The organism is Kineosporia sp. A_224, from assembly GCF_002198655.1.
Lineage (GTDB): Bacteria > Actinomycetota > Actinomycetes > Actinomycetales > Kineosporiaceae > R-H-3.
Genome location: NZ_MWLN01000107.1, coordinates 78,647 through 99,977 on the forward strand (window position 1 = coordinate 78,647; position 21,331 = coordinate 99,977).

The 21,331-nt window shown below is 74.0% G+C and carries 16 protein-coding genes and 1 pseudogene; 8 read left to right on the top strand and 9 right to left on the bottom strand.

Annotated features, from left to right (window positions below):
- Window positions 1-221: 221 nt before the first annotated feature.
- From EDJALFJO_RS08995 to EDJALFJO_RS09010, 4 genes are all read right to left on the bottom strand, one after another.
- On the bottom strand, window positions 222-1,139 hold the full coding sequence (locus tag EDJALFJO_RS08995) for a 4-(cytidine 5'-diphospho)-2-C-methyl-D-erythritol kinase (protein ID WP_088284313.1): 918 nt from the start codon (window positions 1,137-1,139) through the stop codon (window positions 222-224).
- Window positions 1,136-2,065, bottom strand: coding sequence for a 16S rRNA (adenine(1518)-N(6)/adenine(1519)-N(6))-dimethyltransferase RsmA (gene rsmA / locus EDJALFJO_RS09000; RefSeq protein ID WP_088284315.1), 930 nt, complete (start codon window positions 2,063-2,065; stop codon window positions 1,136-1,138). The genes EDJALFJO_RS08995 and rsmA overlap by 4 nt, the downstream gene beginning before the upstream one ends.
- Window positions 2,066-2,189: 124 nt before the next feature.
- Window positions 2,190-3,401, bottom strand: a complete 1,212-nt coding sequence (locus EDJALFJO_RS09005; RefSeq protein WP_088284317.1) for a resuscitation-promoting factor — start codon at window positions 3,399-3,401, stop codon at window positions 2,190-2,192.
- A gap of 387 nt (window positions 3,402-3,788) precedes the next feature.
- Complete coding sequence (locus EDJALFJO_RS09010; RefSeq protein WP_088284319.1) at window positions 3,789-4,655, bottom strand: TatD family hydrolase; 867 nt, start codon at window positions 4,653-4,655, stop codon at window positions 3,789-3,791.
- 139 nt (window positions 4,656-4,794) lie between these two features.
- Between EDJALFJO_RS09010 and EDJALFJO_RS09015 the strand changes: the two genes are divergently transcribed.
- The 6 genes and pseudogenes from EDJALFJO_RS09015 (at window position 4,795) to EDJALFJO_RS09040 (ending at window position 10,776) form a co-directional block, all read left to right on the top strand.
- Complete coding sequence (locus tag EDJALFJO_RS09015) at window positions 4,795-5,484, top strand: hypothetical protein (RefSeq protein ID WP_088284321.1); 690 nt, start codon at window positions 4,795-4,797, stop codon at window positions 5,482-5,484.
- Window positions 5,481-6,164 carry a DUF2306 domain-containing protein gene (locus EDJALFJO_RS09020; protein ID WP_088284381.1) on the top strand — a complete coding sequence of 228 codons (684 nt, stop codon included), beginning with the start codon at window positions 5,481-5,483 and terminating at the stop codon, window positions 6,162-6,164. The genes EDJALFJO_RS09015 and EDJALFJO_RS09020 overlap by 4 nt, the downstream gene beginning before the upstream one ends.
- 49 nt (window positions 6,165-6,213) lie before the next feature.
- Complete coding sequence (locus EDJALFJO_RS09025; protein ID WP_088284323.1) at window positions 6,214-8,940, top strand: LuxR C-terminal-related transcriptional regulator; 2,727 nt, start codon at window positions 6,214-6,216, stop codon at window positions 8,938-8,940.
- A gap of 35 nt (window positions 8,941-8,975) precedes the next feature.
- On the top strand, window positions 8,976-9,266 hold the full coding sequence (locus tag EDJALFJO_RS09030; RefSeq protein ID WP_198950147.1) for a hypothetical protein: 291 nt from the start codon (window positions 8,976-8,978) through the stop codon (window positions 9,264-9,266).
- Window positions 9,263-9,982: pseudogene (locus tag EDJALFJO_RS09035) on the top strand (ABC transporter ATP-binding protein); the annotation flags it as partial. The gene EDJALFJO_RS09030 and the pseudogene EDJALFJO_RS09035, both read left to right, overlap by 4 nt.
- 2 nt (window positions 9,983-9,984) lie before the next feature.
- Window positions 9,985-10,776 carry an ABC transporter permease gene (locus EDJALFJO_RS09040; protein WP_088284327.1) on the top strand — a complete coding sequence of 264 codons (792 nt, stop codon included), beginning with the start codon at window positions 9,985-9,987 and terminating at the stop codon, window positions 10,774-10,776.
- A gap of 3 nt (window positions 10,777-10,779) precedes the next feature.
- Here EDJALFJO_RS09040 and EDJALFJO_RS09045 read toward each other — a convergent pair whose 3' ends face one another.
- The 4 genes from EDJALFJO_RS09045 to metG all read right to left on the bottom strand — a co-directional run bounded on the left by EDJALFJO_RS09045 (window position 10,780) and on the right by metG (window position 13,723).
- Window positions 10,780-11,265: a GNAT family N-acetyltransferase gene (locus EDJALFJO_RS09045; RefSeq protein ID WP_088284329.1), complete on the bottom strand. Its 486-nt coding sequence runs from the start codon at window positions 11,263-11,265 to the stop codon at window positions 10,780-10,782.
- Window positions 11,258-11,533, bottom strand: coding sequence for a DUF1778 domain-containing protein (locus EDJALFJO_RS09050; RefSeq protein ID WP_088284331.1), 276 nt, complete (start codon window positions 11,531-11,533; stop codon window positions 11,258-11,260). The genes EDJALFJO_RS09045 and EDJALFJO_RS09050 overlap by 8 nt, the downstream gene beginning before the upstream one ends.
- Window positions 11,534-11,693: 160 nt before the next feature.
- Window positions 11,694-11,924 carry a DUF4287 domain-containing protein gene (locus tag EDJALFJO_RS09055; RefSeq protein WP_088284333.1) on the bottom strand — a complete coding sequence of 77 codons (231 nt, stop codon included), beginning with the start codon at window positions 11,922-11,924 and terminating at the stop codon, window positions 11,694-11,696.
- On the bottom strand, window positions 11,921-13,723 hold the full coding sequence (gene metG / locus EDJALFJO_RS09060; protein ID WP_088284335.1) for a methionine--tRNA ligase: 1,803 nt from the start codon (window positions 13,721-13,723) through the stop codon (window positions 11,921-11,923). Before metG ends, EDJALFJO_RS09055 begins: the two co-directional genes overlap by 4 nt.
- 390 nt (window positions 13,724-14,113) lie before the next feature.
- Here metG and EDJALFJO_RS09065 point away from each other — a divergent pair, with 390 nt between their 5' ends.
- Together EDJALFJO_RS09065 and EDJALFJO_RS09070 are read left to right on the top strand one after the other, a co-directional pair.
- A complete protein-coding gene (locus EDJALFJO_RS09065; protein ID WP_088284385.1) occupies window positions 14,114-14,854 on the top strand; it encodes a response regulator transcription factor in 741 nt (246 codons plus the stop codon).
- A gap of 35 nt (window positions 14,855-14,889) precedes the next feature.
- Window positions 14,890-16,329 (top strand): ATP-binding protein, encoded by a 1,440-nt coding sequence (locus EDJALFJO_RS09070; protein ID WP_088284337.1) that lies wholly within the window; start codon window positions 14,890-14,892, stop codon window positions 16,327-16,329.
- A gap of 273 nt (window positions 16,330-16,602) precedes the next feature.
- Here EDJALFJO_RS09070 and EDJALFJO_RS09075 read toward each other — a convergent pair whose 3' ends face one another.
- Window positions 16,603-21,252: a choice-of-anchor D domain-containing protein gene (locus EDJALFJO_RS09075; protein ID WP_158220352.1), complete on the bottom strand. Its 4,650-nt coding sequence runs from the start codon at window positions 21,250-21,252 to the stop codon at window positions 16,603-16,605.
- Window positions 21,253-21,331: the final 79 nt, after the last annotated feature.

Here is a 21,331-nt window from a genome sequence, read left to right on the forward strand (position 1 = left end):
CGCGTCAGGCCGCTACATCCATCTGATCCGCGCGAATCTACACGAACTGTCGGTGCATGATCAGCCGGGCAGCGCCTAGTTCCTGTGGGGTTACCCGCTGTGCCTGAGCGGAAATCCGACGGGCTCCGGCCCTATCCGAGCGAGACGGCACCGAGCACCGTCCGGGCGGCGAAGGCCACGGTGACGGACTCGACGTTCAGCAGGTGCGCCATCGCCGGTCCTCAGAGCAGCCGGGCGCCGGGCACCGGCCCGCGGCAGCGACGCACGTCGTCCGCCGCGCCGGACGCCGTGAGCGCCACGCTGATGTCGAGGGCCTGCTCGTGGTCGCGTACGAGGAAGGCCACGGTCGGGCCGGAGCCGGAGACCATCGCGCCGAGCGCGCCGTACTCGCGGCCGACCTCGAGGGTGCGTTCGAGGGCCGGGGCGAGCGAGCACGCGGCGGGCTGCAGGTCGTTCTCGAGGGCCTCGCCGAGCGCCTCGGCGTCCCCGGAGCGCAGCGCCTGCATGAACCCGTCCGGCACGGTCGGCGCGGGGACGTCGCGGCCGGTCCGGAGCCGGTCGAGCTCACCGTAGACCACGGGCGTCGACAGGCCGGTCTCGCTGAGCGCGACGACCCACTCGTACTCGCCGCGGGCCAGCGCCGGGGTGAGCCGCTCGCCGCGGCCGGTGCCGACGGCGGTGCCGCCGACGAGGGCGAAGGGGACGTCGCTGCCGAGCTCGGCGGCGAGCCCGGCGAGGTCGTCGCGGGACATCCCGGTCTGCCACAGGGCGTCGCACGCGAGCAGCGCCGCCGCGGCGTCCGCCGAGCCGCCGGCCATCCCGCCCGCGACGGGGATCTGCTTCTTGATGTGCAGGTGCACGCCGTCGTCGACGCCGGCCCGCTCGGCGAGGAGCAGCGCCGCCCGGACGGCGAGGTTCGTCGCGTCGCGGGGCACGCCCTCGGAGTGGACGCCCTCGACGCTCACGCTCACGTCGTCGGCCGGGGTGGCGGTGACGTCGTCGACGAGCGAGACGGCGTGGAAGACGTTGACGAGCTCGTGGAACCCGTCGTCGCGCAGGGGGCCGACGACGAGCGCGAGGTTGACCTTGCCCGGCGCTCGGGCGGTCACGCCGCGGGCGGTCGGGTGGCTCGTGGTCATCGGTCCGACCCTAGGGCATCCCCGGCGGCCTGCAGCCGGGCGGTGGCCACGGCGGCGAACTGCTCGACGGAGAGCATCTCGCCGCGTGCCGACGGGTCGACGCCGGCGGCCCGCAGGACGGTCTCGGCGGCGGGCGCCGAGCCGGCCCAGCCCGCGAGCGCCGCGCGCAGGGTCTTGCGGCGCTGCGCGAACGCCGCGTCCACGCACCGGAAGACCTCCGCGCGCGGGGCGGGGGTGGTCGGCGGCTCCCGGCGGGTGAACCCGACGAGGCCGGAGTCGACGTTCGGGACGGGCCAGAAGACGCCGCGCGGCACGGTCCCCGCGCGGCGGACGTCGGCGTACCACGCGGCCTTGACCGAGGGGACGCCGTACGGCTTGTCGCCGGGCCCGGCGGCGAGCCGGTCGGCCACCTCGAGCTGCACCATGACGAGCCCGGTCCGCAGCGAGGGCAGCCGCTCGAGCAGCTGGAGGACGACGGGCACGGCGACGTTGTACGGCAGGTTCGCGACGAGCGCGGACGGCGCCGAGCCGGTCGTCGGGCCGGCCGGCAGCGCGGTGACGGCGAGCGCGTCGGCCTCGACGACGACGAGCCGGTCCGCGACGTCCGGGGCCCGCTCCGCGACGGTGCCCGGCAGCGCCCGCGCGAGCACCGGGTCGATCTCGACCGCGACGACGTCCGCACCGGTCGCGAGCAGGGCGAGGGTCAGGGAGCCGAGGCCGGGCCCGACCTCGACGACGGTGTCCCCCGGGCCGACCCCGGCGAGGCGGGCGATCCGGCGCACGGTGTTCGCGTCGTGGACGAAGTTCTGCCCGAGCGTCTTCGTCGGGCGCACCCCGAGGGCCTCGGCGAGCCGGCGGACGTCGGTGGCGCCGAGCAGCGCGACGGCGTCGCGCGCCGCGGGCTGCGGCACGACCGGGTCGGACATGGGGCTACCTTCCCAGACGGCCGCGCCCGGCGGACCGAAGGGTCCGCCGGGCGCGGGACGTCGCGGCCGGGGCCGCGGGTGGTGCTGACGGGCAGGGTGCCGAGCGGGACGACGAGCGGAGGCGTCAGGTGAAGAGCTTGCGGCCGCAGACCGGCCACTGACCGGCGCCGGCCCGCTTGTAGAGCAGCTTCGCGCGGTACGTCTGCTCGGACGACGACGCCTGGCTCGGCAGGCCGGAGCCGCCGACGGCGCGCCACGTCGAGACGCTGAACTGGTAGAGCCCGTGGTACAGCCCGTTCGAGCTGACGATCGACGGGTTGCCGCCGGACTCGCACTGCGCGAGCGCGGCCCAGTTGAGGCTGTCGGCGCCCGCGACGGAGCCGCCGCCACCGCCGCCGGACGACGAGGCCGGGCGGGCCTTCGTGCCGACCTGGACGACCTGCGTCACGGGCTTCTTCGTGACGGTCGCGTCGACGAGCTTCTTGCTGACGACCTTGCCGTCCGCGAGCACGACGGCGTAGGTCGCCGTGCGGCTGCCCTGGACGCCCTCGGTGACGACCTTCTTCTCGCCCTTGTAGAGCTTCGCGCTCTTCACGGACTTCGTGGCGTACGAGACCTTCTCGGTCTTCGTCACGGTCTTCTTGTCGATCCGGGTCACGGCGACGACGAGACCCTTGACGGTCGGCGTCGACTGCAGGACCGAGAGCGTGTCGTCCTTGCCGAGCGTGAGGCCCTGCTCGGTGAGGAGGTCGCCGACGGTCGGGGCCGTCGTCGTGACCTTCGCGCGCTTGCCGTCGGCGACGAGCGTCACCTTCTTCGGCGTCGTGACGACGAGCGCGAGGCCCTGCCGCCCGAGCGGCAGCGAGCGCGAGGCGGAGAGCCGGGCCCCGTCGGCGCGGATGCCGACGGCCCGCAGCGCGGAGTCGACGGTGAGCTCCGTCGTCCAGAAGGTCTGCGTCTTGCCGTCGACCGAGACCTCGAGCTGGCGCGCGTACCGGACGACGACGTCGTCGCCGTCCTCGATCTTCGCGGCCGGCGAGGGGGCGACGACGTCGCGCGCGCCGAGCCGGATGCCACGGGCCGCGAGCAGCTCGCCGACCGTGTCGGCGTCCTCGGAGACCAGCGTGGTCCTGCCGTCGACCGTGAGGTCCACGTCGGTGTCCTGGTTCGCGAACGCGACGGTGCCGCCGACGACCGCGGTGAGGACGGCCGCCTGGGCACCGAGCCGCAGGACGCGGCTCTTGCCGGGCTTGCCGATGAGAACGTTGAGCACGACGCTCCAGACCTTGCGATGTCCGAGCACGGCGACCGGGGGCGCATCTTCGTCTCGTCGCATCCGTGCGACGGTGGAGGACGCCTGCGTGCCCCCGGTACGCGCTCCCTGCCGTGGGGACGTCGTCCCGGTGGCGGTGCGGTGCGCGTCGCGCGTTGCCCCCGAGGTCGACCGACCCCGGCTGTCGGGCGCCAACGTAATCGAAACGAGACCGGGGACCAAGCCACACAGCGTCGCGGGAACGGCCCACGACACGCCGCACGACCTGACACTCCGGAGTCTTCGCAGGTCAGGGCAGGGTTGCTCCGGGTGTTCGAGGTCACAGCGGTTGTTACGCGAAGATGACCTCCATCGCCGTGTCGCGCGTGTCGGCGTGGTGTTCGAGAGCCTCCCGCGGGGTGTCCCACGAGGCCGATGTGACTGGTGTGACTGGTGTTTCGCGCTCCGTGCTCACCATGGTCCGTACAGGGCCTCGGACGTCGCGTCCAGCCGGGCGCAGAGCACCTCCAGGTCGACCTCGAGCACCTCCGCCATGCGACGCACCGTGAGCGGCACGAGGTAGCCCGCGTTGACCTTTCCGCGGTGCGGGGCCGGGGTGAGGTACGGCGCGTCGGTCTCGACGAGCACCTGCTCCAGCGGGACGGCGCGCAGCGCGTCGCGCAGGTCCTGCGCGTTCTTGAACGTCAGGGTCCCCGCGAACGACAGGAACCACCCGTTGTCGGCGCAGACCTTCGCCATCGCGGCGTCGCCGGAGAAGCAGTGGAAGACGGTGCGCGCGGGTGCGCCCTCGGCGGCGAGCACGTCGAGGACGGCGTCGTGGGCGTCCCGGTCGTGGATCTGCAGCACCTTGCCGAGCCGCTTGGCGAGGTCGACGTGCCGCGCGAACGACTCGACCTGCGCCGCCCGGCCGGCCGTGTCGTCGGCGTCCACCCAGTAGTGGTCGAGCCCGGTCTCCCCGACGACGCGCACCCGCGGGTGCGCCGCGAGCGCCTCGATCTCGGCGAAGGCGCTCTCGAGGGCCTTCCGCCCGGACGCCGGATCCGGTTGTGCCGCAACGATCCTGCTCGCCTCCGTCGGGTGCAGCGCGACGCCGCCCAGCACCTGCGGAAACCGGTCGACGACGTCCACCGTCCACCGCGCGGACTCGAGCTCGCAGCCGATCTGCACGTGCCGCGTCACGTTGACCGCGGCCGCGGCGGCGATCGCGTCCGCGACGTCGAACGGCTCGTCCCCGCCACGGGTGTGGTCGAGGTGGGCGTGGTTGTCGACGACGGGCAGGGGCAGCGGCTCGGGCGCCGGCGGACGGGAGAAGGCCACGCCCCGATTCTGCCGTCCCTATGTCACCACCTCGCTATGTCACCACCTCGTTCACATCATGTGGTGAGGACCGCCCACCACCTCTCCGCCTACGTTCCGAGCACCCGCAGTCCCCCGGACGATCGGAACAGGACCCGACATGACGCTCTCCCCCACCACCCTCAGCCGGTCCGCCGGCCTGGCCGCCGTCGCCTCCGGGCTGCTGTTCATCGGCGTCCAGATCGCCCACCCGCACCTCGACGCGGTCACCGTCACGAGCACCGAGATGCTCGTCCGCGACAGCCTCAAGGTGGTCATGGCCGCCCTGGCGCTCCTCGGCATCACCGGCATGTACCTGCGCCAGGTGCGGCAGGCCGGCGTCCTCGGGCTCGTCGGCTACCTCCTGCTGGCCGCCGGCTACCTGCTCATCGCCTGCACGGCGTTCGTCGCGGCGTACGTCCTGCCGTCGGTGGCCGCCGCCGTCCCGGCGTACGTCGACGACGTCACCGCGGTGGCGACCGGCGGCCAGGCCGTCGGGGACATCGGCCACCTCGCCACCGTGATCAAGCTCCAGGGCGTCGCCTACCTCGGCGGCGGTCTGCTCCTCGGCGTCGCGATGTACCGGGCCCGGGTCCTCGCCCGCTGGGCCTGCCTGCTCCTCGCCGTCGGGGGCGTCGTCTCGGCGGCCCTGACCTTCATGCCCGACGCGTTCTTCCGGCTGCTGGCGTTCCCCAACGGCATCGCGATGATCGCGCTCGGCTGGTCGCTGTGGCGGCTGGGCCGCACCACCACCACCGCCGCCTCCGCCGCCGGCACCGCGCCGGTGCCCGCCGAGAGGGTCGCCGGGTGACGCGCGCCGCAGGCGGCTGGCGGGTCCCGCTGGCCCTGGTGGCCCTGGTGGCCCTCCCGCTCGGCGCCGGGTCGCTGCGGGTCGTCGAGATCCTCGGCGGCCCGCGGCTGCTCCCCGACAACCCCCGGGTGCACGCCGTCCCGGTGCCGCTCGTGCTGCACGTCGTCGCGGCGGCCGTCTACGCCGTCCTCGGGGCGTTCCAGCTCTCCTCCCGGCAGCGCCGCGCGCACCCCGACCGGCACCGTCGCAACGGCCGCGCGGCCGTCGTCGCCGGCGCGGTGGTCGCCCTCTCCGGGGTGTGGATGACGCTGTTCTACCCGGACGCGCCGGGCGGCGTGCTGCTCCAGGTCGTCCGGTTCGTCGTTGGGACGGCGGTCGCCGCGGGCGTCGTCCTGGGCGTCACCGCCGTCCGCCGCCGGGACATCCCCGCCCACCGCGCATGGATGATCCGGGCCTACGCGCTCGCGGTGGCGGCCGGCACCCAGACGTTCACGCAGGGCATCGGCAATGCGCTCTTCGGCACCGGTGACCTGAGCACCGCGCTCTCGCTCACCGCGGGATGGGTGCTCAACGCGGTCGTCGCCGAGATCGTCATCCGCCGCCCACGGCCCGGCCGGACCACGGCCGTCGCCGTCCTCGGGGACGCCCCCGGAGATACTGTGGGCGTCCGGACGCGGTGACGGCCGCGGCGGGAGCCCCCCGCCGCGACGCCCGGCGACGGGAGACGTCATGCCGGCCCCTCTGCTCCAGACGAAGCTGTACCTGCCGCGGCCGCGGGCCGGGGTGGTGCCCCGGGCCAGGCTGCACGGCCGGCTGGACGGCGCGGCCGGGGCGAAGGTCGTGCTCGTCTGCGCCCCGGCAGGCTTCGGCAAGACGACGCTGCTCGCCCAGTGGCTCGCGGAGCAGGAGGCGCCGCCGCTCGGCCGGCGGGCGGCGTGGCTGTCGCTGGACCGTGGCGACGACGACCCCGTCACCTTCTGGACCTACGTGGTCACCGCGCTGCGGTCGGTCGCGCCGGAGGCCGGCGCGGACGCCCTCGCGCTCCTCGGGGACGGCGGGCCGGTGCAGATCCGGCTCGTCCTGACGACCCTGCTCAACGACCTCGCCGTCCCCGGCGGCGAGGTCGTGCTCGTGCTCGACGACTACCACCTCGTCGAGGCCCGGGAGGTCCACGAGGAGATGGCGTTCCTCCTCGAGCACCTGCCGCCGCGCGTGCGGCTCGTGCTCGCCGGCCGCGCGGACCCGCCGCTGCCGCTGGCCCGGCTACGGGCCCGCGGCGAGCTCGTCGAGGTCCGCGCCGCCGACCTGCGCTTCACCCCCGACGAGGCCACCGCCTACCTGGTCGGGGTCATGGGCCTGCCCGTCACGGCCCGGGACGTCGCCGCCCTCGACGACCGCACGGAGGGGTGGATCGCCGCCCTCCAGCTCGCGGCGCTGTCGATGCAGGGCCGCGAGGACGTCTCCGGCTTCGTCGCCGGCTTCACCGGCGACGACCGCTACGTCGTCGACTACCTCGTCGAGGAGGTCCTGCAGCGCCAGCCGCCGGCGGTCCGCGACTTCCTCCTGCAGACGTCCGTGCTGGCCCGGCTCACCGGCCCGCTGTGCGACGCCGTGACCGGGCAGCAGGGCGGCCGGGCCGCGCTCGAGGCCCTCGACCGGGGCAACCTCTTCGTCGTCCCGCTCGACGACCACCGCCGGGCGTACCGCTACCACCACCTGTTCGGCGACGTCCTGCGGGCCCGGCTCGCCGAGGAGTCCCCCGACCTCGTCCGCACGCTCCACCGCCGGGCGAGCGACTGGTACGCCGGGAACGGCGACCCCGCCGAGGGGATCCGGCACGCGACGGCCGCGCAGGACTTCGACCGCGCGGCCGACCTCGTCGAGCTGGCGATGACCGACGCGCGCCGCACCCGGCAGGAGGCCGCCCTGCGGCACTGGATCGAGCAGCTGCCGGCCGGGCTGGTCCGGGCGCGGCCGGTCCTCGCCAACGGTCTCGCGGGGGCGCTGCTGTCGACCGGCGAGGTCGAGGGCGTCGAGCGGCACCTGCGCGACGCCGAGCAGGCGCTGGCCGACGACCCGCGCGCCCGGGACGAGCAGGAGCTGCGCCGGGTCCCGGCCGGGATCGCCGTCCACCGGGCCGGTCTCGCACTGGCGCTCGGCGACCCCGCCGCGACGGTGGCCCACGCCCGGCGGGCCCTGGAGCTGCTCGAGGCGGACCACCACATCGCCCGGGGCGCGGCGACCGCGCTCGTCGGGCTGGCCTCCTGGGTCACCGGGGACCTCGACGCGGCCGTCACCGCGTACTCCGGGTGCCTCGTGAGCCTGGAGCGGGCGGGGCACGCCTCCGACGTCCTCGGCTGCTCCCTGTCCCTCGCCGACATCCAGGTCACGCAGGGCCGGCTGCGGGAGGCGCGGCGCACCTACGAGCAGGCGCTGCGGCTGCGACCGCCGGACGGCGCCCCGCCGCTGCGCGGCACGGCCGACATGCTCGTCGGGCTCGCCGCCCTGCACCTCGAGCACGACGACCTCGCGGAGGCGGAGCGGCTCCTCACGCAGGCCGAGGCCCTCGGCGAGCACAACGGGCTGCCGCAGAACGCGTACCGCAGCCGCGTCGTCCGGGCCCGGCTGCTCCAGGTGCAGGGCGACCCGGCCGGGGCGCTGGCCCTGCTCGGCGAGGCGCAGCGGCGCTACGTCGGGGACATGTCCCCGGACGTGCGCCCCGTCGCGGCCGTCCGGGCCCGGGCCCTGCTCGCGCAGGGCCGGCTCGCCGAGGTCCTCGACTGGGTGCGGGGGCGGGACCTGTCCGTCGACGACGCGCCGGACCACCTGCGCGAGTACGAGCACGTGACCCTGGCCCGGGCGCTCCTGGCCCGGCACGGCGCCGACGGGGACGGCGACGCCCTCGCCGCCGCCACGACGCTCCTCGACCGGCTCGCCGCGGCGGCCGAGGCGGGCGGGCGCACCGGCAGCCTCGTCGAGGTGCTCGTCCTGCGGGCCCTCGCCGCGCGGGCCGGCAGCGACCTCCGAGGAGCCCTCGAGCCGCTCGGGCGCGCGCTGGCCCTCGCCGGGCCGGAAGGCTACGTCCGGCTGTTCCTCGACGAGGGGCCGCCGCTGGCCGCGCTGCTCCGGTCGGCCGCCGGGCGCGGCCCCGCGAGCGGGTACGCCGCGCGGCTGCTCGCCGCCGGCGGCACGGACGCCCCGCGGCCGCCGGCCCGGCAGGGGCTCGTCGAGCCGCTCAGCGACCGCGAGCGCGACGTCCTGCGGCTGCTCGCGACCGAGCTGAGCGGGCCGGAGATCGCCGGGGAGCTCGTCGTGTCGCTGAACACCGTGCGGACGCACACGAAGAGCATCTACGCCAAGCTCGGCGTCAACAGCCGGCGGGCCGCCGTCCGCCGCGCCCAGGAGCTCGACCTGCTCTCGCCCGGGGCTCCCCGGCACAACCACCACATGTGGTGATCCGGGCTCACCACATCCGTTCCTAGCCTGCGGGCATGGACGACACAGACCTCCCGCACGGCGACCCCGCCGGCCCCGGCCGGCCCGGCGCCGGCCACTACGAGATCCGCGTCCGGGGGCACCTCGCCGGCCGGTGGGCCGCCTGGTTCGACGGCCTGACGCTCGACCGGCTCGGCGACGGCACGACCCGGATCGCCGGCCCCGTCACCGACCAGGCGGCGCTGCACGGCGTGCTCCAGAAGGTCCGCGACACCGGGCTCGCGCTCGTCTCGGTCGAGCAGGTCCCCGACGCGGCGGCGTCCTCCCCGGACCGGGTCACGTCGTGATCGCCGTCGACGCGCTCACGCGTCGGTACGGCGGCTTCACGGCCGTCGACGACGTGAGCTTCACCGCCCGGCCCGGCCGGGTGACCGGCTTCCTCGGCCCGAACGGGGCGGGCAAGTCGACGACCCTGCGGATCCTCGTCGGGCTCTCGACCGCGACGTCGGGGACGGCGACCGTCGGCGGTCGCCGGTACGTCGACCTGCCCGACCCGGGGCGCGAGGTCGGGGTGCTCCTCGACGCGTCCGCCCAGCACGTCGGGCGCACCGGCCGGGAGACGCTGACGATCGCGCAGCGCACCATGGGCCTGCCCCGGGACCGGGTCGAGGAGATGCTGGCCCTCGTCGGCCTCACGCCGCAGGAGTCGTCGCGGCGGGTCCGCGACTACTCACTCGGGATGCGGCAGCGCCTCGGCATCGGGACGGCGCTCCTGGGCGACCCGGCCGTCCTCGTCCTCGACGAGCCGGCGAACGGGCTCGACCCGGGCGGCATCCGCTGGATGCGCGGGCTGCTGCGCGACTTCGCCGACCGGGGCGGGACCGTCCTGCTCTCCTCCCACCTGATCCACGAGATCGAGGTCGTCGCCGACGACCTCGTCGTCCTCGCCCGCGGCCGGGTCGTGGCCCGCGGGCCGAAGGCCGACCTGCTGCGCGCCGCGGGGCCCGCGGCGGGCGGCGGCGGCCTCGAGCAGCTGTTCCTCGACCTCACCGAAGGAGCCCTCGCGTGACCCTCGACGTCGCACCCGGCGCAGCACCGGCCGGGTACCCACCGATCCCCCTGCGCCGCATCGTGACGACCGAGGTGCGCAAGCTGTTCGACACCCGGTCCGGGTTCTGGCTCGTCGCCGGCGTCGGGCTGCTCGCGCTCCTCGCCACCGCCGCGGTCGCGGCGCTCTCGTCCGACGCGGGCATGACGTACCGCGCGTTCACGACGGCCGTCGACTACCCGCTGACCGTCGTCCTGCCGGTCGTCGCGATCCTGTCCGTGACCTCCGAGTGGAGCCAGCGCAGCGGCCTGACGACGTTCACGCTCGTGCCCCGGCGCGGCCGGGTCGTCGCCGCCAAGGCGGTCGCGTGCGTCGGCGTCGCCGTCGCCGCCGTGCCCCTCGCCCTCGGTGCCGCGGCGTTGGGCAACCTCGCCGGCACGTCGTCCGCCGGCATCGCCCCGGTCTGGGACGTCACCGCGACGAGCATGCTGACGATCGTCGGTTCGAACGTGCTGGGCGTCCTCGTCGGCTTCGTGCTGGGGGTGCTCCTGCGCAGCTCGGTCGGGGCGGTCGTCGCGTACTTCGTCTACGCGCTCGTGCTGCCGGCCCTGGCCGTGGTCCTCGCCGGCTCGCAGGCCTGGTTCCGCACCGTGCAGCCCTGGGTCGACCTGCGCTACGCCCAGGGGACGCTCGTCGACGGCACCATGACCGCGGCGCAGTGGGAGCACCTCGCAGCGAGCGCCGCCCTCTGGCTGCTCGCCCCGCTCGTCGTCGGTCTCGTCGCCGTCGTGCGCGCCGAGGTCAAGTAGCGCTCACGCGTGCAGGTCCTTCTCGACGGCGCTGACCTTGCGGACAAGGCGTCGTCCGTCCAGTGAGGTGAAGCCGAAGTGTTCGTAGAAGCGGTGTGCGTCGTCGTCGAGAGCATCGACGACGACGAACCGCGCCGCGACGAGACGAGACGAGGCAACGACCCGGCCGAGCGCGTCGACCAGCAGGTCGGCCCCAGCGCCGCTGCCCTGGAGAGACCTGTCGACGGCGAGCCTGGCCAGGAGGACCGCCGGGACGTGACGCGGGCTTCCGTGCCCGACCGCGCGCGGGAGATCCTCGCGCAGGACCAGGTGCCCCCCGAGGCTGTAGTACGCGACGACCGCCTTGGAACCAGGCGTCGTCCTGACGAAGGTCGTGGCCACCTTCCGAGCCTGGGCTCCGGCCGCGGACTCGCGCAGCCAGTCGTCGAGCACCGGCCTGCCGCACGAGAACGCGGACACGTCGTGCGACGGGTCGAACGACTCAGTCACGGACGACGGTCCCACCGGCCCGCGCTGCGGCGCGACGGAGAGGCTCGTTCGGGACGTCCTGCTCGTGGAGGGTCCCCATGAGCGCGTCGAAGACGTCCGCTCTGATACGTGTCACGGCAAGGTGCTCCTCGAGAACACGCTCCAGGTACTCCTCCAGTGCCGACCGCACCAGATCGCTGGCGGGCCGCTCGACGAGCGCTGCCACATGGGCCAGCCGCTCCTTGGTGTGCGCGCTGACCCGCACCTCCAGCCGAGCGTCCGCCGCCATCGCTCCCCCTCGTCGTCGTACGTACAAACGTACGGCATCCGGGGCGGTCGGGGCCAGCCGCTTGCCGAGCAGGCACTGCAGCGCCGGCGACGGCCGGTTCCGACCACCGTCACAACGGCCACACACTGAAGACTCCCGCTCCGTGGAGCGACGGAAGTCTTCAGTCAGAGGACGACGCCCGCTCCGCGAGCGTGTGCGCGACGATCGCGTTGGCGTGCCCGTGACCGAGGCCGTGCTCGTTCTTGAGGAACGCGACGAGGTCCATGTGCCTGGCCGGGAGCCGCTCGACGACGAGCGCCTTCCAGTGCGCAACCGGCTTGCCGTACTTCTTCTCGATCGAGGGGAAGTACGAGGCCGGGCCCTGGACCTTCGGCGCGGGACCGTCGCTCACGCGCCTGCCTTCTCCTCGAGCCGGGCGATCTCCTCGGCGACCACGGAGTCGTCGAGCTTGGTGAAGACCGGGACCGGGGCCGGCACCGGGGTGCCGGGCACGATCGGGACGGGCTTCCACTCGGCGAGGGTCTTGCCGCGGGTGTAGTCCCCCATGAGGACGGGGTAGCCGGGCCCGCCGTCGAGGTCCTCGACCTCGCGGATCTGCGGCATCGGCGAGACGGTGCCGACGCCGCCGAACGCCTCGTGGACGGCCTGGGCGCTGTGCGGGAGGAACGGCGAGAGCATCGTCCGGCAGTCCGAGATCGCCTGTGCCGCGACGTGCAGCACGGTCTTCATCCGCTCCGGGTCCTCGGTCTTCAGCTTCCACGGCGCCTGGTCGGACAGGTACTTGTTCGCCTCGGAGACCACCCGCATCGCCTCGGCGACCGCCTGCTTCTGGCGGTGCGTGCCGAGCAGGTCGCCGACGCTCGTGAACCCGGCCTCCGTCGTGGCGAGCAGCGCGTGGTCGGCCTCGGCGAGGACGCCGCGCTCGGGGATCGCGCCGAGGTTCTTGTGGATCATCGACGCCGTCCGGTTGACGAGGTTGCCCCAGCCGGCGACGAGCTCGTCGTTCGTGCGGCGGACGAACTCGGTCCACGTGAAGTCGGTGTCCTGGGTCTCCGGGCCCGCGGTGGCGATGAAGTAGCGCAGGGCGTCCGGCTGGTACCGGGCGAGCATGTCGCGCACGTAGATGACGACGCCGCGCGAGGAGGAGAACTGCTTGCCCTCCATCGTGAGGAACTCGCTGCTGACGACCTCGGTCGGCAGGTTGAGCTCACCGAGGACGCCGGGACTGCCGCCCTTGTTCCCCTTGCCGTTGTAGGCGAGGAGCTCGGCGGGCCAGATCTGGCTGTGGAAGGTGATGTTGTCCTTGCCCATGAAGTAGTACGACCGGGCGTCGGGGTCGTTCCACCACAGCCGCCAGGCGTCGTCGTCCCCGGTCCGGCGGGCCCATTCGACCGACGCCGACAGGTAGCCGATGACGGCGTCGAACCACACGTAGAGCCGCTTGGCGGCGTTGTCCTCCCAGCCGGGCAGCGGGACCGGGATGCCCCAGTCGATGTCGCGGGTCATCGCCCGCGGCCGGACGTCGTCCAGCAGGTTCAGGGAGAACTTCAGGACGTTGGGCCGCCAGTCGCTGCGGGTCTGCAGCCAGGCGCCGAGGGTCTCCGACAGCGCCGGCAGGTCGAGGAAGAAGTGCTCGGTCTCGACGAACTTCGGGGTCTCGCCGTTGATCCGGCTGCGGGGGTTCTTCAGCTCCGCGGCGTCGAGCTGGTTGCCGCAGTTGTCGCACTGGTCGCCGCGGGCACCGTCGTAGCCGCAGATCGGGCACGTGCCCTCGATGTAGCGGTCCGGCAGCGTGCGGCCCGTCGACGGCGAGATCGCGCCCGTCGTCGTCTTCTCGATCATGTAGCCGTTCTTGTGGACGACGCGGAACAGCTCCTGCGCGACCGCGTAGTGGTTGCGGGTCGTCGTCCGGGTGAAGAGGTCGTACGCCAGGCCCAGGCCCTGCAGGTCCTCGACGATGACGCGGTTGTAGCGGTCGGCGAGCGCCTTGGGGGTCAGCCCCTCCTGCTCGGCCTGGACGAGGATCGGGGTGCCGTGCTCGTCGGTGCCGGAGACCATGAGGACGTCGTGCCCGGCCATGCGCATGTAGCGGCTGAAGACGTCGGAGGGGACGCCGAAGCCGGCGACGTGGCCGATGTGGCGGGGGCCGTTGGCGTACGGCCAGGCGACCGCCGAGAGCACATGCGTCATGGCCCGATCCTATTGAGGGCCGGACCGCCCCGCGGGCAGCCCCGCCCGCGGCACCCCGCCTCACGACGCCGCGACGACCGGAGGTCACCGTAGGTCACTGATAGGCCCAAGGATCGACGGAAAGCCGCCTTGCGAACACGTAAGGTGACGGTATTTCGTGGCGTTCTGTCTGCTCTGCACCGTGTGTCCCGGCGCTGGAGATTACATCTTCACGTGGCGCCCAGATCGGCTGTCATGTACGGCCACGACCGTCAGACGTCGAGGCACCATGGTCACGGGACAAGGGGACAGTCCGCACACCAAGCCTTCGGGCACCGGTCGGGCACCGGGCGGACGGCGGGACGCAGCGGCGGGGACACCGCTGGGGCCCGCGGATGGATGGGGCACATCATGGACGTGACACGTTACTCGCAGCACCTGCCGAGCCAGGCCGCGGACCGGTCGGCGACGACCCCTGCGGGCACCGCCGACAACGGGCTCGAGGACGCGCCGCTGCGCGTCGCCATCGTCGACGACCACCGGACGATGGCGGACCTGCTCGCCTTCGCGCTCGCCGCCGAGACCGGCTTCGTCTTCGTCGGGCACGCCCCGACCGTGAGCACGGGCCTCGACCTCGTCGGCCGGATCCTGCCGGACGTCGTCCTCCTCGACCTCAACCTGCCCGACGGCAACGGGATGTGGCTGGCGCGGGAGATCTCGACGCTCTACCCGTCCGTCCGGATCGTCATCCTCACCGCGGAGACCGACCCGAGCCTCGTGAGCCGGGCCGCCGAGGCCGGTGCCTGCGGCTACGTCGCCAAGACCGGCGGCCTCGCCGAGGTGCTCGAGGCGCTGCGCAGCGCCCGCAAGGGCTCGATGGTCGTCGACAACCGGCTCATCGCCGCGCTCGGCCGCCCGCGGTCCACGACGACGGCCGCCGCTCCCTCGCTCACCTCGCGGGAGATCGACGTCCTCCAGGAGCTCGCCGCCGGCCGCGACGTCACCGCCGCGGCCCGCCGGCTCGGCATCAGCCCGCACACCGCGCGCGGCTACGTGAAGACGATCCTCACCAAGCTGGACTGCCACTCCCAGCTCGAGGCCGTCGTCACCGCGGCCCGGCTCGGGCTGCTCCGCCTGCACCAGGCGTCCTGACCGACGCCCCGCACGACGTCCACCGAGTCCACCGGATGGCCATGCTCGCGCGCGGGCCGCGTCCGCGTGCCCTCGACGACCCGCTGTACGTGCCGAGGTCGCCGCTGTCCGCGGAGGAGGAGACCGCCCGCTCCGAGGCCCGCAGGATCGTGCGGCGCGCCCTGGTCAGCTACGCGGTCGCGAGCCTCGGCGCGCTGCTCCTCGTCGGGGTCGGGGCGTCGGTCGTCGCGGAGTCCGTGGCCCGGGACGGTGCCGTCCACGACGCCGGCTTCTACACGCAGAAGTTCGCCCAGCTGACCGTCGCCCCGCTCGTCACGAAGGACCTCGCGGCCGGCGACCCGCAGGCGATCGCCCGGCTCGACGAGCTCGTCAAGCGGCAGATGGCCGAGCACGAGGTGCTGCGGGTCAAGGTCTGGTCCGCGGACGCGAGGGTGCTGTACTCCGACGAGCCGCGCCTCATCGGCCGTACCTACGAGATCGAGCCGGACGACCGCGAGGTGCTCGAGACCCTCGGGCTCGACGCGCACGTCTCCCCGAGCACCAAGCCGGAGAACGAGTTCGAGTCCGGGTTCGGCGAGACCCTCGAGGTGTACGCGGGGGTCCGTGCGGCGGACGGCGAGCCGGTGCTCGTCGAGGCCTACCTGCCCGTCGACCGGCTCGACGCCCTGCGGGAGAACCTGCGCAGCCAGATCACCCCGCTCGTCGTGCTCTCGCTGCTCGCCCTCGAGCTGCTGCTCCTGCCACTGGCCGTCGTCCTCGCCCGCCGGATCGCCCGCGGGCACGAGGAGCGGGCGACGCTGTCCCGGCTCGCCGCGCACGCCGCGGAGTCCGAGCGGCACTCGATCGCCGCCGAGCTGCACGACGGCGTCATCCAGGACCTCGTCGCCGTCGGGTTCGGCCTTGGCACCGTCCGGGCCGTCGCCGACCGCGAGGGCCAGGCGGACATCGGTGCGGCGGCCCAGCAGCTCAACGACATCGTCCGCGAGGACGTCCGGGTGCTGCGCGGCCTCATCGGCTCGCTCGCCGTGGGCGACCTCGCCGCGACCCCGCTGGCCGGGGTCGTCACCCAGGCGGCCCTGGAGGCCGAGCAGGCGGGCCTGGTCGTCGAGCGCGACGTCGTCGACGTCGCGCCGCACAGCCGGGACGTCCACACGGCGCTGAGCCTGGTCGCCCGCGAGGCGATCCGGAACGCCGTCCGGCACGCGTCCGCGACGCGGCTCGTCGTCCGGCTCGCCCGGCAGGACGACCACATCGTCCTCGAGGTCACCGACGACGGCCGCGGGTTCGACCCGGCCGGTACGACGACCGCGGCCGACGGGCACCTCGGCCTGACCCTCTACGCGCGGGCGGCCCGCGCCGCCGGCGGCGGCTACACGCTGCGGACAGCGCCCGGCACAGGCACGACCCTCGTCGTCCGGGTGCCGACGGACGGCGTCCCGCAGCGGCCCTGGCGGCGGCCCGCCCGCAAGCGCTGACACCGCCCCGGGCGGTACCGCTCGACGGCGCCGCTCGAACAGCAAGCACCGTGGGAACGGCAAGACCCCCTGGCCGGGGCGGGCCAGGGGGTCTGCGCACCGTGGGTCTGCCGTCGGCGTAGGGCGAGCCGGCGGACGACCCGGTGCTCGGCCCGCGGGACCGGGTCCGGGTGGGGCGCCCGGACGCGGGCCGTGCTGCGGGCCGGGCGGCCGGCCGCTGGGCCAGGGGGTGCTCAGCGGCCGGCCGGTGTCACCGGTGGGGACGGGGCAGGGTCACTTGCCCGTACCGGTGAGGGTGACCACGTTCAGGCGGGGCAGGGAGGACGCTCCGCCGTCGATGGTCAGCGTGCCGTTGTAGGTCTGCACCGCGGTCGGGGTGAACGTGACGCTGATGCCGCACGTCTTCCCCGGGGCGACCGCCGTGCCGTTGAAGCAGGTGCTCGTCGCCGGGTTGACGACCACCCCGAAGGGCAGACCGCTGACGACCGTGGTGGCGGCGACGATCGTGCCGTTGGCCGTACCGGAGTTCTTCACCGAGAGGGTCGACGTCTTCGTCGTCCCTCGGTTCACGGTGCCGAACCCGACCGGGCTCGGCGACACGGACCACGTGGCGCCGGCACCGGTGCCGGTCAGCGAGACCACGGTGCTCCCGCCGACGGCGTTGTGGCTCAGGGTCAGCGCCCCGGTCCGCGCCCCGATCGCCGTGGGCACGAACCGCACGGCGACCGTGCAGCTCGCCCCGGCGGCGACGGTGAACGGCGCGATGCCGCACGTCCCGCCCGTGACCGAGTAGTCGCTCGCACCGGAGGTCACCGTGGTGGTGGCGACGTCGAGCGGCGACGTCCCGGTGTTGGTGATCGTCGTCGAGAGCGACGACGGGCCGGGTGCCGTCACGGTGCCGTAGGACAGGACGCCGGGCGTCACCGTGATGCTCGGCCTGGCCACCTCGTTGGCGAAACCGGTGAGGGAGACCGTCGCGGACGGGCCCGTGGCCGGCTTGAGGGCCAGGGTCGCGGCGAGCGGCCCGGTCCCGGTCGTCGGGCTGAACCGGACGACCACCGTGCAGGTCGCGTCCTGGGCGACGGCGGTACCGGTCGCGCAGGTACCGCCGGTGATCGCGAACTGGCTCGCGCCCGTGCCGGTGAGGCTCGGCGTGACCCCGGCCGTGTCCGCGCCGACGTTCGTCACGACGACGGTCTGCGTCGGGCTGGACTGGCCCTGGTCGACGGCACCGAAGTCGAGCGCGAACGCGTCCGGCGCCAGCGGACCGGCGATCTTGCCGGCCACCTGCCACCGGTCGGTGCTCGCCAGGACGGCGGTCGTCGGGTCCTGGATCTCGAACCCGTTGAACGCGCCCGTGGCACCCGGCTTGACGTAGGTACCGCCGATGACCTTCTGGAAGCTCGTCGCGTCGCCGAGGTAGCCGGCGGGCGGCGTCGCCGCGTTCGGGTCCCAGCGCAGGAAGCCCTCGATCGGCGTCGCCGCGTTGACGAAGACCGCCCCCGGGCTGGCGAGCGCGTCCCCGAAGGCGCACGGGGCGGCGCCGCAGCCGGTGTCCTGCGTCTGCGCGTTCGGCCGGACGGCGCCGTTCGCGTCGGTCGTGAAGGCGAACGTCCCGTACGGCGTCACCGCGGTGTACGGAGCATCCGGGCCGACGTTCGGGCACAGCCCGCTGGCGACCAGGCGCAACCGGGTGAAGGTCGTCTGGTCACCGGCCACCGGCCCGGCCGTCGTCGCGAACGAGCCCTCGAGGCCGGACACGAGGAACGCGCTGCCCGCCGGGTCGCCGGGGTTGCAGCCCGGGATCGAGAGGATGTCGCTCGTCGCGAAGGCGTAGAAGAACTCGGCCGGGAAGTTGTCCGGGAGAGCCAGCGGCTGGTCGGGCTGCGGGACCCCGAGGAGCACGCAGTTGGACGGGTCGAGGCACGGCTCGAGCCGCGTCCCGTTCGAGTCCTGGTAGAAGGTCGGGTAGCCGAACCTGCCGACGCTCGCGGACACCGACTTGGCACCGCCGAACCCGCTGCCGGTCAAGGCGATCGAGTGCTGCCCCGCCCCGACGTTGTCCGTGACGAACAGCGTGGCGTTCTGCGCCCCGCCGGCCGTCGGGGAGAAGACGACGTCGACGGTGCAGCTCGCGTCCGGCACCACCGGGGCGGCGCAGGTGCTGTTCGTGAAGGCGTAGGAGCCGGGCGCCGCCCCACCGAGCGTGAACCCGCCGACCAGCAGGTTCGCGGTCCCGCCGGCGTTGGAGATGGTCACCGTCTCGGCGCTGCTGGAGCGACCGATGCCCAGCTGCCCGAACGTCAGCGACCTCGGGGCGAAGCTGATCGCCGCACCGGTCGGGTCGCTGCCGGTGCCCTCGAGCGGCACGACGAACGGGTTGTTGAGCCCGTTGTTCGTGAACGTCAGGGTCGCTGCCCGGACGCCCGTCGTGACCGGGGCGAAGGTGACGTCCACGGTGCACGTGTCACCGGGCGCCAGGGTCGTCGTCGCGGTGCAGGTGCCGCCGGCCACCGCGAACTCCGCGGCGTCGACACCACCGACGGCGATGCCGGACAACGTCACCCGGCCGTCGGACCCGCCCGGGACGGCCACACCGGTGTTCGTCACCGTGAGCGTCTTGGCCGGGGAGACGCTGCCCACGGCCGTGGTGTCGAGGACGAGCTTGCCCGCGGCGCTGACGCCGCCGGTCGCCTCGAGCGGGCCCTGGAGCTTGCCCATGACGGAGAACTGCGAGGTCTGCAGGCCGGCGGCCGGCAGGCCGGGGCCGGTGATCTTGAAGTAGTTGGACGGGTTGACCCCGTCCTCCTTGAAGGGGGCGCCGACGACCTTGTGGAACGAGGCCGCGTCACCGATGTAGCCCGCCGGGGCGGCCGGCGCGACGGCCGGGTCCCAGCGGAGGAGCCCGCCGAGGACCGGGGAGCTGAGCGCCTCGGAGAAGTCGCACAGCGCCGGCGCGACCGGGGCGCACCCGATGTCGACCGTCGACGCGTTGCGCGCGATCCCGCCCTTGGCGTTCGACTGGATGACCGTGCGCCCGTACGGGCTCGTCACGGTGTAGTTCGTGTTGGGGCACAGGCCGCTCGTCACGAAGAACCGCTCGCGGCCGAACACCATCTGCTCGGTGTCGACGGGGTCGCCGTTGACGAACGTGCCCTCGATGGCGCTGCGGTAGGCGGCCTTGCCGGGCGCCGTCCCTGCGCAGCCGGGGGTCGTGAGCTGGTCGGAGTCGGCGACCGTGTAGAAGAACTCACCCGGGAAGTTCAGCGCCTTGCCGGGAGCCGCGGGCAGGAAGCTCAGCGGCTGGCCCCGGGTGAAGGTCGCGTCCGGCAGCACGACGCAGTACGGGTCGTTCGGGTCGATGCACTGCGAGACCTTGACCCCGTTCTCGTCGCGGTACCAGGTCGGGAACTCGTCGACGGGGAGCTTGTCCGCCGCGACCGCGGCGACGCCGCCCGTCGCGTTGCCGGTCACGGTGACGCGGGTCGGCGTGGCCACGACGTTGCTCGCCACGAGGACGGTCGCGGTGTGCGGGCCGGGCGCCGTGGGCACGAACATCACCGAGACCGAGCAGGAGGCGCCGGCGGCGACGGTGACACCGGTGCATGTCGTGGAGGCGACCCGGAACTGGTCCGCCTCGCTCCCCGGCGCGAGGTCGAAGTCCACCGAGGAGACCGCCAGCGGGGCGGTCCCCGAGTTGGTCACGGTGAACGGCAGGGTGGACGTCGTCTTGATCCGGACGTCACCGAAGGCGAGCGGGTTCGGCGTCGCCGTGACGACCGGCTGCGCGCCGGCCGTCGTGCCGGTGCCGAGCAGCGGGATGTTCAGCGGCGACCGCGACCCGCCGGTGAAGGCGACGTTGACGCTGTTCGCCGTGGACGGGCCGAGGAGCGTCGGCTGGAAGTTCACGCCGAACGTGCACGTCGCGTTGCGCACGAGCACCGCGCGGTTGCAGGCGTTCGTGCCGTTGAGCCGGAAGATGTTCGCCGGGCCGGCGATCGTCACGCCACCGTTGGGGATGGTCAGCGTCGCCTTGCCGAGGTTCGTCACGGTGACCGTGCGGGTGGTGCTGCGGACCCCGACGGCCTGGCCGCCGAAGTCGAGCGGGCTCGGGCTCGCCACGGTCTCGGCGAGCCGGCCGGCCACGGTGAACAGGTTCGTCGTCCCGGTCCAGACGCCACCGGCGCCGTCGGAGCCGGAGACGGTGAGGTTGTTCGCGCTGCCGGGGCCGTTCGCGCCGACGATGGCGTGCGGTGTGACGCCGTCACCGAGGTAGCCGGGCGGGGCCGCCGGGCCGACGGCCGGGTCCCACTTGAGGAAGCCCGCGGTGGTGCTGCCCATGACCGGCGAGCCGGTGGCGAGCGAGAAGTTGCACGGCACGAGCGTGGTCGGGACGCAGCCGACGTCGACGGTCGCGCCGGGGGTGTTCACCGGGATCGCGCCGGCCGCGTTGGCGGTGAGCGTCACCGTGCCGAACGGGTGCTGGAAGGTGTACGCCTGCCCCGCGCAGAGGCCGCTCGTCGCGCGGACCCGGACGCGGCCGAAGGTCATCTGGTCGCCGGCCTTCGGGGCACCGCCGATGAAGGCGCCCTCGATCGCCAGCGTGACGAACACGCGGCCGGCGGGCGACGTGCCGCAGCCGGGGGTCGCGACGTTCGACGACTGCGCGTAGGCGTAGAAGAACTCGCTCGGGTAGTTCGTCGGGAAGCTCAGCGGCGCGGCCGGGTTGTAGTCCGGCTCCGCACCGGGCAGGACGCAGTTGGGGTCGTTGGCCTCGATGCAGGCCTCGACCCGGTTGCCGTTGTTGTCCTCGTACCAGGCGGGGAACCCGCTGCCGGGCAGGGTCTGGGTGGCCGGTGCCACCGCGGCCGCCTGCGCGGCCGGGGCGCCGACGGTGACGAGACCGAGGACTGCGAGGGGCACTGCCACTGCGGTGGCGACCATGCGACGCAGCCGGGTGGACCGGCGCGCACGCGCCGTCGCCGTTACTGCCGGGTTGTTG